The sequence below is a fragment of the Streptomyces sp. NPDC096323 genome, from assembly GCF_040302845.1.
GTDB lineage: Bacteria > Actinomycetota > Actinomycetes > Streptomycetales > Streptomycetaceae > Streptomyces.
Window position 1 is genome coordinate 797280 of the sequence record NZ_JBEOSI010000001.1, and the last position, 12952, is coordinate 810231.

12 protein-coding genes are annotated in these 12952 nt (G+C 73.2%); 6 read left to right on the plus strand and 6 right to left on the minus strand.

All coding sequences use genetic code 11. The features are described from left to right. Positions 1-328: 328 nt before the first annotated feature. From ABTX18_RS03490 to ABTX18_RS03500, 3 genes are all read left to right on the plus strand, one after another. Positions 329-2128: an AMP-dependent synthetase/ligase gene (locus ABTX18_RS03490; RefSeq protein WP_352121050.1), complete on the plus strand. Its 1800-nt coding sequence runs from the start codon at positions 329-331 to the stop codon at positions 2126-2128. Between the two features lie 205 nt (positions 2129-2333). After that, on the plus strand, positions 2334-3170 hold the full coding sequence (locus ABTX18_RS03495) for an aldo/keto reductase (RefSeq protein WP_352121051.1): 837 nt from the start codon (positions 2334-2336) through the stop codon (positions 3168-3170). A gap of 116 nt (positions 3171-3286) precedes the next feature. Beyond that, a complete protein-coding gene (locus tag ABTX18_RS03500) occupies positions 3287-3757 on the plus strand; it encodes an RICIN domain-containing protein (protein WP_352121052.1) in 471 nt (156 codons plus the stop codon). Between the two features lie 42 nt (positions 3758-3799). Here the strand turns inward: ABTX18_RS03500 and ABTX18_RS03505 are convergent, their stop codons facing one another. Next, positions 3800-4744, minus strand: a complete 945-nt coding sequence (locus ABTX18_RS03505; protein WP_352121053.1) for an AraC family transcriptional regulator — start codon at positions 4742-4744, stop codon at positions 3800-3802. An 81-nt stretch (positions 4745-4825) separates the two neighbouring features. Between ABTX18_RS03505 and ABTX18_RS03510 the strand changes: the two genes are divergently transcribed. Continuing rightward, complete coding sequence (locus tag ABTX18_RS03510; protein ID WP_352121054.1) at positions 4826-5698, plus strand: Rossmann-fold NAD(P)-binding domain-containing protein; 873 nt, start codon at positions 4826-4828, stop codon at positions 5696-5698. 31 nt (positions 5699-5729) lie between these two features. Here the strand turns inward: ABTX18_RS03510 and ABTX18_RS03515 are convergent, their stop codons facing one another. Next, positions 5730-6470, minus strand: a complete 741-nt coding sequence (locus ABTX18_RS03515; RefSeq protein WP_352121055.1) for a class I SAM-dependent methyltransferase — start codon at positions 6468-6470, stop codon at positions 5730-5732. An 87-nt stretch (positions 6471-6557) separates the two neighbouring features. Here ABTX18_RS03515 and ABTX18_RS03520 point away from each other — a divergent pair, with 87 nt between their 5' ends. Further along, positions 6558-7520 carry a LysR family transcriptional regulator gene (locus ABTX18_RS03520; protein ID WP_352121056.1) on the plus strand — a complete coding sequence of 321 codons (963 nt, stop codon included), beginning with the start codon at positions 6558-6560 and terminating at the stop codon, positions 7518-7520. A 41-nt stretch (positions 7521-7561) separates the two neighbouring features. Here the strand turns inward: ABTX18_RS03520 and ABTX18_RS03525 are convergent, their stop codons facing one another. Further along, entirely contained in the window at positions 7562-7867 is a 306-nt protein-coding gene (locus tag ABTX18_RS03525) for a 4a-hydroxytetrahydrobiopterin dehydratase (RefSeq protein WP_352121057.1), read from the minus strand. A gap of 61 nt (positions 7868-7928) precedes the next feature. On the opposite strand from ABTX18_RS03525, the gene ABTX18_RS03530 reads away from it, so the two are divergent. Continuing rightward, positions 7929-8738, plus strand: a complete 810-nt coding sequence (locus ABTX18_RS03530; protein ID WP_352121058.1) for a helix-turn-helix domain-containing protein — start codon at positions 7929-7931, stop codon at positions 8736-8738. Positions 8739-9030: 292 nt separating this feature from the next. On the opposite strand, the gene secD is transcribed toward ABTX18_RS03530, so the two are convergent. From secD to ABTX18_RS03545, 3 genes are all read right to left on the minus strand, one after another. After that, a complete protein-coding gene (gene secD / locus ABTX18_RS03535; protein WP_352121059.1) occupies positions 9031-11304 on the minus strand; it encodes a protein translocase subunit SecD in 2274 nt (757 codons plus the stop codon). A gap of 57 nt (positions 11305-11361) precedes the next feature. Then, complete coding sequence (locus ABTX18_RS03540; protein ID WP_352121060.1) at positions 11362-11982, minus strand: hypothetical protein; 621 nt, start codon at positions 11980-11982, stop codon at positions 11362-11364. Between the two features lie 80 nt (positions 11983-12062). Beyond that, positions 12063-12893, minus strand: a complete 831-nt coding sequence (locus tag ABTX18_RS03545) for a rod shape-determining protein (RefSeq protein ID WP_352121061.1) — start codon at positions 12891-12893, stop codon at positions 12063-12065. Positions 12894-12952: the final 59 nt, after the last annotated feature.

Genomic DNA, 12952 nt, shown 5'->3' on the forward strand with positions numbered 1-12952 from the left:
AGAATGAACGCGACCGTGGCGGCTTGCGGCAGCGGCCCGGCGTGGGCGCGCGGACGGCCGCCGCGGGCCGGTCGCCCGTGCCCGTACGCGAGCGCGTGCCCGTGACGTACAGATTCCGTGGAGATTCCCGCGCGAGCCACTTACTCCACGGTCGGAAGCGCGCCCGGGCCTTGCCCATCTGGCCGGATTTCACCACCTGACCAGTGCGGACGGCACCCGGTGCCGTCCGTTCGCGGCACTCCCGCGGCGACGCCCGGTGGGGTAGCGTCACGGCGCTGTGCGGAGCGCCACAAGGAGCAGGTCATTGCGTGAGTTCACTGTCCCACCCATGGCGGCCGCGCCCCACGTAGGCGGGCTCGCCGATGTCGTGTTCGACTACGCCGAGGAGGATCCCCACCGGGTCGCTCTCGGCCGGAAGGACGCGGACGGACGCTGGCGGGATGTCACCTCGGCGACGTTCCGCGACGAGGTGCTGGCGCTGGCCAAGGGGCTGATCGCGCACGGGGTGCGGTTCGGCGACCGGGTCGCTCTGATGTCCCGTACCCGCTACGAGTGGACCCTCTTCGACTTCGCCCTGTGGACGGTGGGCGCCCAGTCCGTGCCGGTGTACCCGACCTCGTCGGCCGAGCAGGTCCTGTGGATGCTGCACGACGCCGAGGTCTCGGCGATCATGGTCGAGCACGAGGACCACGCGATGACGGTCGCGTCGGTGATCGACCGGCTGCCGCACCTGAAGCGGCTGTGGCAGCTGGACGCCGGCGCGGTGACCGAGCTGACGGAGGCCGGCGCTCCCATCGAGGACGAGGTCGTGCACCGGCACCGGCGCGCGGTGACGCCCGAGTCGGTCGCCACCCTCATCTACACCTCGGGCACGACGGGACGCCCGAAGGGCTGTGTGATCACACACGCCAACTTCATGTTCGAGACGGAGACGATGGCGTCCCGCTGGGAGTCGGTCTTCCACTCCAAGCCGGGCGACGAGGCGGCGACGCTGCTCTTCCTGCCGCTGGCGCACGTGTTCGGGCGGATGGTGGAGGTCACCGCGATCCGCGGCCGGGTGAAGCTGGGCCACCAGCCGGAGCTCTCCGCGAAGGCGCTGATGCCGGACCTGGTGTCGTTCCGTCCCACGTTCATCCTGGCGGTGCCGTACATCTTCGAGAAGGTCTTCAACGGCGCCCGCCGCAAGGCCGAGGCGGAAGGCAGGGTCGGGCCCTTCGACAAGGCCGTTGACATCGCTGTCAAGTACGCGGAGGCGATGGAGGCGCGGGCCTTCGGCACCGGCCCCGGTCCGTCCGCCGGGCTGCGGATGCAGCACCAGTTCTTCGACAAGGTCGTCTACAAGAAGGTGCGCGAGGCGATGGGCGGCCGGATCCGGCACGCCATGTCCGGCGGCTCGGGGATGGAGCGGCAGCTCGGGCTGTTCTTCGCGGGCGCGGGCGTCACCGTGTACGAGGGCTACGGGCTGACCGAGACGACGGCCGCGGCCACCGCCAACCCCCCGGAGCGCACCCGGTACGGCACGGTGGGGCAGCCGATCCCCGGCACGAGCGTGCACATCGCCGACGACGGCGAGATCTGGGTGTACGGCGCCAACGTGTTCGGCGGCTACCTGGGCGACCCGAAGGCCACCGCCGCCGTGCTCAACGACGGCTGGCTGGCCACCGGCGACCTGGGCGCGCTGGACGAGGACGGCTATCTGACGATCACCGGGCGCAAGAAGGAGATCCTGGTGACGTCCGGTGGCAAGAGCGTCTCGCCGGCCGGACTCGAGGAGCGCGTACGGGCGCATCCACTGGTGGCGCAGTGCATCGTGGTCGGCAACGACCGGCCGTACATCGCGGCGCTCGTCACCGTCGACCAGGAGTCCGTGGAGCACTGGCTGGCGATGCAGGGACGGCAGACGCTGACCCCGGGGGAGCTGGTGCGGGACCCGGACCTGGAGATGGAGGTCCGGCGCGCGGTGGTCGCCGCGAACACGGCGGTCTCCCAGGCCGAGTCGATCCGTACGTTCCGGATCCTGGCCCACCAGTTCACCGAGGAGCACGGCCTGCTGACGCCCTCGCTGAAGCTGAAACGCAAGGCGATCGAGACGGCGTACGCGTCCGAGGTCGACGCGCTCTACCGCTGACGGGCACCCGGCTGTGTGCGCGGCTCTTCGCGCGTACCGGCCAGGCTCTGCGCCCCGGCTGTGTGCGCGGCTCTGCGCGAGTATCCCTCCGGCTGCACGTCCCGGGAGTACCGTTCCGATGAAAACGGTGCCGAACGGGAATGTGCGGGCCGTCTTGATCGTTCACCCTGGGAGTCAAACCCCACAACGTTAGGATCGACCGCTCGTGAGCCAGGTCCCCTCCCTCACTCTCAACAACGGCGTCGAGATGCCGCAGCTCGGTTTCGGAGTCTGGCAGGTGCCGGACGACGAGGCCGAGACGGCGGTCGCCACGGCCATCGAGTCCGGGTACCGCAGCATCGACACCGCCGCGATCTACCAGAACGAGGTGGGCACCGGAAAGGCGATCGCGGCCTCCGGTGTCGCCCGCGAGGAGCTCTTCGTCACCACGAAGCTGTGGAACACGGAGCAGGGTTACGACGCGGCGCTGCGTGCCTTCGACGCCTCCCTCGACAAGCTGGGCCTCGAATACGTCGACCTGTACCTGATCCACTGGCCGGTGCCGGCCAAGGACGCCTACGTCGACACGTACCGGGCCTTCGAGAAGATCTACGCCGACGGCCGCGCGAAGGCCATCGGCGTGTCGAACTTCCTCCCCGAGCACCTGGAGCGTCTGCTCGGCGAGACCTCCGTGGTCCCGGCCCTCAACCAGATCGAGCTGCACCCGCAGCTCCAGCAGGCCGAGTCGCGCGCGCTGCACGCCCAGCACGGCATCGCGACCGAGGCCTGGTCCCCGCTGGGTTCGGGCAAGGGGCTCCTGGAGGTCCCGACGGTCGTCGCGGTCGCGCAGAAGCACGGCCGCACACCGGCCCAGGCGGTGCTGCGCTGGCACCTCCAGACGGGCAACGTGGTGATCCCCAAGTCCGTGACGCCGTCGCGGATCGCGGAGAACATCGACGTGTTCGACTTCGAGCTGGACGCCGACGACCTGGCCGCGTTCGCGGCGCTGGACGAGGGCAAGCGGCTCGGCCCGAACCCGGGCGAGTTCAACCTCGGCGCCTGAGGCGCGACGTACCCTCGCCGACCCACCTGTGACCGCCGCCCGGCCCGGAGCCGGGCGGCGGTCTTCGCCGTACAAGCCGTACGAGCCGTACGAAACGCACGAAGGGACCACCGGACATGACCGGGGACACCGCGCCCATGGCCGGTCTTTACCGGCTGCGCAATGTGGGCAGCGGGCTGGTGCTGGAGGTGCGGGACGCCGCGAAGGGCGGCGGCGCACCGGTCCAGCAGAACGACGTCGACGGATCGGCCTCCCAGCACTGGGAGTTCACCCCCGTCCACGAGGGCGCGGCCCTGCACCACGTGGTCAACGCGCACAGCGGCAAGCGGCTGGACGTGCGCGGCGCCTCGACGGAGAACGGGGCCCTGATCCAGCAGTGGCGGGCGAACAACTTCGGTGCGCAGGAGTGGCTGATCGAACGGCACCTGGAGGCGCCCGGCACGGTGACGCTGGTGAGCTTCGTCAGCGGACTGGTCCTGGAGGTCGCCGACGGCAGCACGGCGAAGGGGGCGTCCGTCCAGCAGTGGGAGGACACCGACTCCCCCTGCCAGTGGTGGCGGCTGGAGCCGGTGTCCGGCACACGGTAGTACGCCGTCCATCTCGGGCGCGGCGGCGGGGGCGAGATGCCATTACGGCAGGCTGCCACCCTTGCGGTACTCCTGCGGGCTGACTCCGCGGACCCGCTTGAAGGCGGTGCTGAAGGCGAAGGCCTGGCTGTATCCGACCTGGCGGGCCACCGCCTCGACGGTCGCGTCCGTCTCGCGGAGCAGATCGGCCGCGACGGCGAGGCGCCAGCCGGTGAGATACGCCATCGGGGGCTCCCCCACCAGCTCGGTGAAGCGCCGGGCGAGACCCGCCCGGGAGACCCCGGTCCGGCCGGCCAGCGCGGCCACCGTCCAGGGATGGGCGGGTTCGTTCTGGAGCAGTCTCAGCGCCTGTCCGACGACGGGGTCGCCCATCGCCCGGTACCAGGCGGGGGCCTCGGCGCCCGGCCGGGAGAACCAGGTGCGCAGCGCGTCGATAAGGAGCAGGTCCAGCAGCCGGTCCAGCACCACGCTCTGGCCCGGTTCGTCCCGCGCGATCTCGTCGTCGAGCAGCGCCGGCAACGCGCCGGCCCGGCCGCCGGAGGGCAGGACGATCAGCGGGGGCAGCGCGTCGAGGAGCCGTCCGCTGATCTCGCCGTCCAGCAGGTACGTGCCGACGAGGACGGCCGTGGATCCGTCCGGCGCGTTGCCCCAGGTACGTACGCCCAGGTTCATGGACTGCGCCAGCGGTTCCCCGCGCAGGGTGGTGCAGGTGCCACCGGGGCCGATGCGTGCCTGCGGTTCGGTTTCCGGTTGGTCCGCGACCGTGTACGGCTCGGGGCCGCGCGCGACGGCCAGGTCTCCCGGGCGCAGCAGCACGGGCTCGGTGGATCCGGCGGGAACGATCCACGCCTCGCCGGCGGTCACGGACATGAGGCAGAGCGGTGCCCGGTCCTCGATCCGTACGGACCAGGGCGGTTCCATCACCATCCGCAGCAGAAAGGCGCCCCGGGCCCGTGGCCCGTCCAGCAGTCCGGCGAGTGCGTCCATGCGGGGCAGCGTAGACGCACGCGTAGGGAGCTGAGCGGCTGGGGGATGGAGCGCGCGGGGCGGTGCGGGGAGTCTTGAGCCATGACGAAGAACACGCAGAACTGCAACGACAAGCAGGAACTCCCCACAGCACGCCCCGTGCTGGTGACGAGCGCGACCGGGAAGACGGGCCGCCGGGTGGCCGAACGGCTGGCGGCACGCGGGGTGCCGGTGCGTGCCGGATCACGCAGCGGCCAGGTCCCCTTCGACTGGGAGGACCCGTCGGGGTGGGAAGTCGCCTTGAGCGGGGCGGAGGCCGCCTACGTCGCGTACTACCCCGATCTGGCGGCGCCCGGCGCGCCGGAGGCGATGACCGCCTTCGGACGGATCGCGCGGCGGTGCGGAGTTCGGCGGCTGGTGCTGCTCTCGGGGCGGGGCGAGCCGCAGGCCGTGGTCGCGGAGGACGCGTTGCGCTCGGCTGCGGGGGATGCCGAACTGACGGTGGTGCGCTCGGCGTTCTTCGCGCAGAACTTCAGCGAGGGCGCGCTGCTCGAGGGGGTGCTCGGCGGTGAGGTGGTGTTCCCGGCGGGCGGGAGCGCGGAGCCGTTCGTGGACGTCGACGACCTGGCCGACGTGGTGGTCGCCGCGCTGTGCGGTGAGGGCGGCGCGGGCGCGGTCCATGAGTTGACCGGTCCCCGGACGCTGACTTTCGCCGAGGCGGCTGCCGAGCTCGCCGGGGCGACGGGGCGCGAGGTGCGGTACGTCGCCGTGACGGGCCCTCAGTATGCGGCGGTGCTGGAGGAGTACGGCGTTCCGCAGGCCGAAGCTGCTTTTCTGGCGGGGCTGTTCACGTTCCTGCTGGACGGGCACAACGCGACGGTGACGGAGGGCGTGAAGCAGGCACTGGGCCGCGACCCGAAGCCGTTCGCCGCGTTCGCCGCCGAGGCGGCGCGCGACGGCGCGTGGCACGCGTAGCCGGCGCGTGACGGTGGGGATCGCGGGGGCCCTATCGGCGGCGGAACGCCAGGAGCCGGTACTCCGGATCGGCGCGCCGGCGGTCGGGCTCGGGCAGCGCCGTCAGTGCCTGTGCGAGCCGTTCGGCGGTCGCCCCGGGCAGGGCGAGGCGCGAGGCGTAGTAGCCGCGCCGCACACCGTGGGCCGCGCTCAGCGGTGTCCGCCCCTGCCCGTGGCCGCGGAACACGGTGCTGCCCACCACGTCGAGGCCGTGCGCGGCGCCGTACGCGATGATCCGCTCGGTGCCGTCGGAGGGGTTCGGCGACAGGTACGGGGCGAACGCCTCGTCGATGTCGCTGCCGACATCGTGCGCCGCGTCCTTGTCCACGGTGGTCACGAAGACGCCGCCGGGCCGCAGCACGCGCGCCGCCTGCGCCACCACCGCCCGCGCGGCGCCCTCCTCGCGCAGCAGGTGCAGCAGCCAGACGGCCACCGCCGCGTCGACCGCCGCGTCCGGCAGGGGCAGCCGGCGCGCGTCGGCGAGCACCACGGCGCCGACACGCTGCCGGGCGACGCGGACCATGCCGTGGGCGGCGTCGGAGCCGAACACCCGAAGGCCGGGGCGGCCGTCGGCGATCCGCTCGGTGACCAGTCCCGTACCGCAGCCGATGTCCAGCAGCGTGCGGGCGGCGGGCGGGACCAGGCCGAGCACCGCAGCGGCGGCGGCCTCCGCGCGGGGCACACCGCCGCGTGTGGCGTCGTAGACGGCTGCCTCGTCGTCGTAGTTCAGCATCCGGCCGACTGTACGACACGGCCCGGCCGGCGGCGCAGAGGCGACGCCCGTATTGCCGGTGGGCCACCGGGGTCATAACGTGCCGTTATGGAGCTGGAGTTGCGCCATCTGCGAACCGTACGCGCCATCGCCGACACCGGAAGCCTCACCAAGGCGGCCGCCTCTCTCGGGCTCGCCCAGCCCGCACTGAGCGCGCAGCTGCGGCGGATCGAGAAGGCGCTGGGCGGCCCGCTGTTCGACCGGGACCACACGGGCGCGCGGCCGACGCTCCTGGGCGAACTGGTGCTGGAACGGGCGCGGGTGGTGCTGCCGGCCGTCAGCGAGCTCCAGGAGGAGGCGGTGCGGTTCGCCAACGCGTGGGGGGCCTTGGAGCGGTTCCGGCTCGGCGGCACCCATGGTCCGCTGCTCGGCGGGCTCGTCGACCGGCTGGCCGCGGCGCACCCGGCGGCGCCGGTGTCCACGTACACCTCGTGGTCGGTGGCGGAGCTGGCGGGGCAACTGGTGGACGGCAGGCTGGACTTCGTGCTCATCGGGGCCTGCGGCGAGAGCCCGCCGCCGGTCGCCGACCGGCTGGAATGGCAGGTCATCGGGATCGACCCGGTCTTCGTGATGCTTCCGGAGAGCCACCCGCTGGCCGGCGAGGCCGAACTGGAGCTCTCCGCGCTGGCGGACGAGTGCTGGGCGGATGTGCCCGGGGACGGCTGCTTCGCCGACTGCTTCGTGGCCGCGTGTGCCCGGGCCGGCTTCAGCCCGGTTTCGGTGTACGAGACGGACACGGCGTCCGTCGTCCATCTGGTGCAGGTGGGGCGGGCCGTCGGGCTGTGCCGGGCGACGTTCCCTCCGACGCCGGGCGTGGTGACCCGTCCGGTGACCGGTTCGCCGCTCAGCTGGCGCCATCTGCTGGGCTGGCACCCGCGCTCGGCGGCCGCGTCGGCGGCTGCCGGAGCGGTGAGCGGGCACACCCGGGCCGCGTACGCCGAAGCGGTGGAGCGCAGCGACAGCTACCCGCGCTGGCTCGCCGCGCATCCCCGCTTCGGTGCCGCGCCCTGAGGGTCGGGCTCCGGGCCGCACCGCCCGGGGTGACGACAGCCCTACTCGGCGCCGTGTCCGGCGGCGACGGCCTCCACCCGGGCGGCCAGGGCGAGGTCCTTCTCGGTAACCTTTCCGCCGGCGTCGTGGGAGTTCACAAAGAGGGCGACGGTGTTGTAGCCGAGCGTCAGATCGGAGTGGTGGTTCAGCTCGTCCTGGATCCGGGCGACGTGCACGGTGAGGGCGGTGGCGGCGAAGTGCGACGGGAGCCGGTAGGTGCGGGCGATCCGGTCCCCTTCCAGCGTCCAGCCGGGCAGTTCGCGCAGCCGGTCCTCGATCTCGTCCTGGGGCAGCGGTGCGGCGGGCATGCGGTGGCTCCCTCACTCGGGCTTTTCGGGTCATTGATGCCGGTGACGTTACGGTCTCCGTATGACAACTGTCGCGCTTGACACGGGGGTAGGGCCGCTGCTGCGCAGCTGGCGGGAGCGTCGCCGGATCAGCCAGCTGGAGCTGGCGCTGCGGGCCGACTCATCGGCCCGGCACATCTCGTTCATCGAGACGGGTCGCTCCCGCCCCAGCGAGGAGATGGTCCTGCGGCTGGCCGGCCATCTCGACGTGCCCGTGCGGGAACGCAACGCCCTGCTGGTGGTCGCCGGTTACGCCCCGCGCTTCACGGAGACCGCGCTCGACGATCCGGCCATGGGCGCGCTGCGAGAAGGCATGGACCGGCTGCTCCAGGGGTACGACCCGTATCCGGCGTTCGTCGTCGACGGTCTGTACACGGTGGTGGCGGCCAATCAGGGGATGGCCCGGATGCTGGACGGAGTGGCGGAGCATCTGCTCACCCCGCCGCTGAACGCCATGCGGCTCACCCTGCACCCGGAGGGTCTGGCCCCGCGCATCCGGAATCTGCGGGAGTGGCGGGCCGACCTGCTGGCCCAGATGGAGCGCCAGATCGCGCTGGTCCGTTCGGCGGAGCTGCGTGCGCTGTACGAGGAGGTCGCGGGCTATCCCGTCCCGGCCGCGGCGGCGGGCGACGCGGACCGGGCCGTTCCCTCGTCCTCGGTGCCCTTCGCCCTGCCCCTGGTGATCGAGCACGGCGGGCAGCTGCTGTCCTTCGTGGCGTCCATCGCGACGTTCAACACTCCGATGGACGTGACGGTCGCGGAACTGGCCATCGAGACGCTGCTGCCGGCCGACGCGGCGACCGCCGCGTATCTGCGGTCGCTCATTGGCTGACGACGGGCCGCGCCCAAGGGGCGTCGTCCCGGGCCAGGACCCGTGCGGCCAGGCACGCCGCGGCGAGGATCGCCACGGCCGGCAGGGCGGCAGGACCGGGTGCCCGTGCAGGACGCGCAGCACTACGGGCACGGGCACGGGCACGCTCCGATCACGGGACGGGTGATCAGGATGGTGCCGCCGTGCCCGGGCCCCGATGCGACGACCGAGGCGCGTCGCCCCTGTGCCGCTCGAACGGCGCAGGGGCAACGGGCCGGCGCCTCGCGGTGCCGGTGGACCACTTGGACGCGGACTACACGCGCGCCCCGCTGTCCAGCGGCTCCCGGTGCCCGGCCCCCTTGCGCGGAGCCCGGACGGGCGGCGGGGCGTTGCTGGTGCGCTCCAGGAGGAGCGCGGCCGGGACGGCGGTCATGACCGAGGAGTACGTCCCGACGACGATGCCGATCAGCAGGGCGAGCGCGAAGTCCGCGAGTGAGTCGCCGCCCAGCACCGCCAGCGCGACGAGGATGAACAGGGCGCCCATACCGGTGTTGACGGTCCGGGGGACGGTCTGCAGGACGGCCCGGTTCGCCACCTCCGCCAGTGGTTGTCTGCGGGCCTTCGCCCACAGCTCCCTGACCCGGTCGAAGACCACGACCGAGTCGTTGACGGAGTACCCGATGACGGTGAGGAGCGCCGCCAGGAAGATGCCGTCGACGGTGCGTCCCAGCCAGGCGAAGGCTCCGACCAGGATGATCACGTCATGGACGAGCGCTCCGACGGAGGCCACGGCGAACGTCCAGCGGAAGCGGACCGCCAGGTAGCCCAGTTGGACGAGCACGGCGATGGCCAGGGCGATCAGGGCGTTGCGCCGCAGTTCGTCGCCCAGGCTGGGACCGATCAGTTCGTCGCGGACCTTGGTGGTCTCGCCGCCCTCCGCGGCGAGGGCGGCGCGCAGGGCGTGTTCGCCGTCGTTGTCGAGATCGCCGGTGCGCACCGAGATGTCGCCGGCGCCGGCCGTGGTGACCTCGGCGTCCCCGAAGCCCGCACCGGCCAGCGCGGTACGCGCGCGCTCCACGTCGACGGGGCGGCTGGTGGCGTACTCGACGAGCCGGCCGCCGGTGAACTCGACGCCGAGGTTGACGCCGCGCACCAGGATGCCCGCCACCGCGACCGCGACCAGGACGGCCGAGACCAGCAGCCAGCGCCGGGGGGAGCGCATCAGCTGCGGGTCGCGGCGGTTGATCCAGGTCCGCACGCGGCCGGGGCTCGCGATGCCGTTGACGCCCCGGTAGTCGCTGACGAACCGGGAACGGGCCGCCGTCTCGGTGAGTGCGCGGGCGATGACGAGCGCGGAGAACATCGACGCGAGGACGCCGATGCCGAGCGTGACACCGAAGCCCTTGACCGGTCCCGAGCCGAGGAAGAACAGCAGGCCGGCCGCGATGAGCGTCGTCACGTTGGAGTCGGCGACGGCGCTCCAGGCGTGCCGGAATCCGGCGGTGAGCGAGGTGCGCAGCGCCTTCTTCGGCCGGAGCGTGTGTTCCTCTCTCGCCCGTTCGAAGACCAGCACGTTCGCGTCGACCGCCATCCCGATGGCCAGGACGAAGCCGGCAAGCCCTGGCAGGGTGAGGGTGACGCCGAGGGCGACCAGTGCGGCGTACGAGATCACCCCGTACGCGCCGAGTGCCACGGCGGCGAGGGCGCCGAACAGCCGGTAGACGGCGGTGATGAACAGCGCCGTGGCCGCGGCGCCGATGAGCGCGGCGCGGGCACTGGCGTCGATGGCCGCGGCGCCGAGCGTCGGGCCGACCGTCCGCTGCTCGACGATCTCGACGGGCACGGGCAGGGCTCCGCCCTGGATCAGCAGGGCGAGTTCGCGGGCCTCGTCGGCGCTGAAGGAGCCGGTGATCTGGGTGGACCCGGAGGGCAGCCCGGTGTCGCAGGCGACCGTCGGGGAGACCTGCGGCGAGGAGATCACCTGCTGGTCGAGGACGATGGCGACGCGGCGCCGTTCGTCCTGGACGGGGTGGCAGGCCGCTGCCCCGGTCAGCCGGGTCCAGTCCCGGCCGGCGTCCTTGTGGAAGTCGAGGGTGACGGTCCATCCCGCGCCCTGCTGGGCGTCGAACGCGGCGGACGCCTCCTTGACTCCGGCGCCCGAGATCTCGGCGGGGCCGAGTGCGAGGGTGCGGCCCTCCTCGTCGGGGAGGGCCTTCCCGTCGCCGGCCGGGGAGCCGGGGCCCTGCACGGCGTGGAAGGTCAGCTGGGCGGTCCTGCCGATGACGTCGGCGGCCTTGCGCGGGTCCTGTACGTCAGGGAGTTCGACGATGATCCGGTCCTCGCCGGAACGGGTCAGGGTCGGCTCCGTGACGCCGAGCGAGTCGATGCGCTTGCGCAGCACCTCCAGGGTGCGGTCGGTGCTCTCGCGGTCGGCCTTCGCGGTGTCGGAGTCCTTGGCCTGCAGCACCATGCGGGTGCCGCCCTGGAGATCGAGGCCGAGTCTGGGGGACATGGTCAGCGTGATGAGTACGGAGACGAGCAGTACGGCCGCAGCCAGAACCGCCCGCACCGTGGTGGCGCGGGTCATGCGTGTTTCCTCCGAAAAGCGGCCGGACCCGCCGCTCCCGGGTCGGCCCGGAGGGCGCTAGGACGGCGCGAACGGCACGGCTGTGTTGGGGGTCGGGACCGGTGAGAGGCCCCCGGGCCGGAGCACGGCGCCCCTCGGAGGCCCGCGCACGCCGGGGAGCGCGGCGCGGAAGCGGCAGGCGGCCACGGAGGGCGCGGCGGGCGCGGCCCCGGGGACGGGGTGCGGGAGCGGGACGCCGGAGGTGAGCGGTGGCAGGGAGCCGGGGCCGGGCGGTGGAAGGTGCTGCGGGGTACGGGGATGCTCCGCGACGGCCCACGGCTGCGTCCCCGTCGCCGGTCCTCGACGGTGGACGCCTGCAGCGGGTCGGGTGCGGTCGGCGCGCTCCGTGCGGTCCGTGCGGTCCGTGCAGTCCGTGCGGCCCGTGCGGTCCGTGCGCAGGGAGCGGTCGGTGCGCACGGAGCGGTCGGTGCGCACGGAGCGGTCGGTGCGCACGGAGCGGTCGGTGCGGTCGGTGTAGGGGGTGGACGGCCTGGTTCCGGCCGGGCCGGACGCGGTGGACGCGGTGGGCGCCGGGCCGGCCACCGAGCGGGCGGGAAGCCCGCTCCCGGCGGCCGCGGGTGCGCCGCCCGCGACGGCGAGGACGGCGAGGAGCAGGGCCGCGAGGAACTGCCGTGCCACCGCCGCGCGTCCGCGGTGCGCCGGGGCGTCCGGCCGGTTCCCGGGAGGCGCGTTTTCCCGGGGCGGCCCCGGGAGAGGGGTCACCCGGATCGGCCGGGCAGGGCGGGTGCGGCCGAGGGGTGGCGGAGCACGGAGCTGAGGATCAGCCCGGCACCCCGCACGACCGCGGTCGCCGGATCGTCCGTGAGCCGGACGGGCGCGCCGAGGCGGAGCGCGATCCGGTGGGTGATGTCCGGTCGCAGCGCACCGCCTCCGGCGAGCAACGGGCCCTTGCGCAGGGCTCCGAGCAGCGCGCCGTGCCGGTCCTGACGCCACATCTCCATGACCATGTCCAGGACGGCGCGGACGACGGCGGTGGGCGGCTCGCCGGGTTCCAGGTCGCTGGTCCCCGTCTCGGCGAGGCGCGCGTCGCGGACCCTTCCGTCGACGAGGAGGGTCGCCTCGGTCAGTTCGGCCCCGATGTCGACGACGAGGAGCGGGCCGCCGCCCTGCGGTCCGGCAGCGGCGGCGGCCGCCCTGGCGCTGTCCAGGACGATGACGCGCGACGGGCCGAGCGTGGTGAGTATGTCCCGGGCGGCGGCGCGGTGTCCGGATCCGGCGAGGACGGGGTGGCTGAGGACGATCACCGTGTCGCTGCGGTCGGCGCCCAGGGCCCTGTCGGCGATCCGGCCGAGCATCCGGCCGCAGGACTCCGCGTCGACGATGCGCCCGCGCCGGACCGGCCGGCCGCCGTGCCCGTAGTCACCCACCGGGTCGGCTTCGGTGTCCGCGACGACACCCTGCCCCGGAACCCAGGCGCGCGTGCGCGAACTGCCGAGGTCGAGCGCGAGCCCGCGGGTGAGGCTCTGGTCCTGGGGATGCCGACGGTGAACGGAGCGGGCCTGTTCCCGCCCGTCGCGCAAAGAAGGCATCGCCCCTCACCTCCGGCCCGACACACGGCCGTTCACCACCCATGGACCCGCTGATCGCG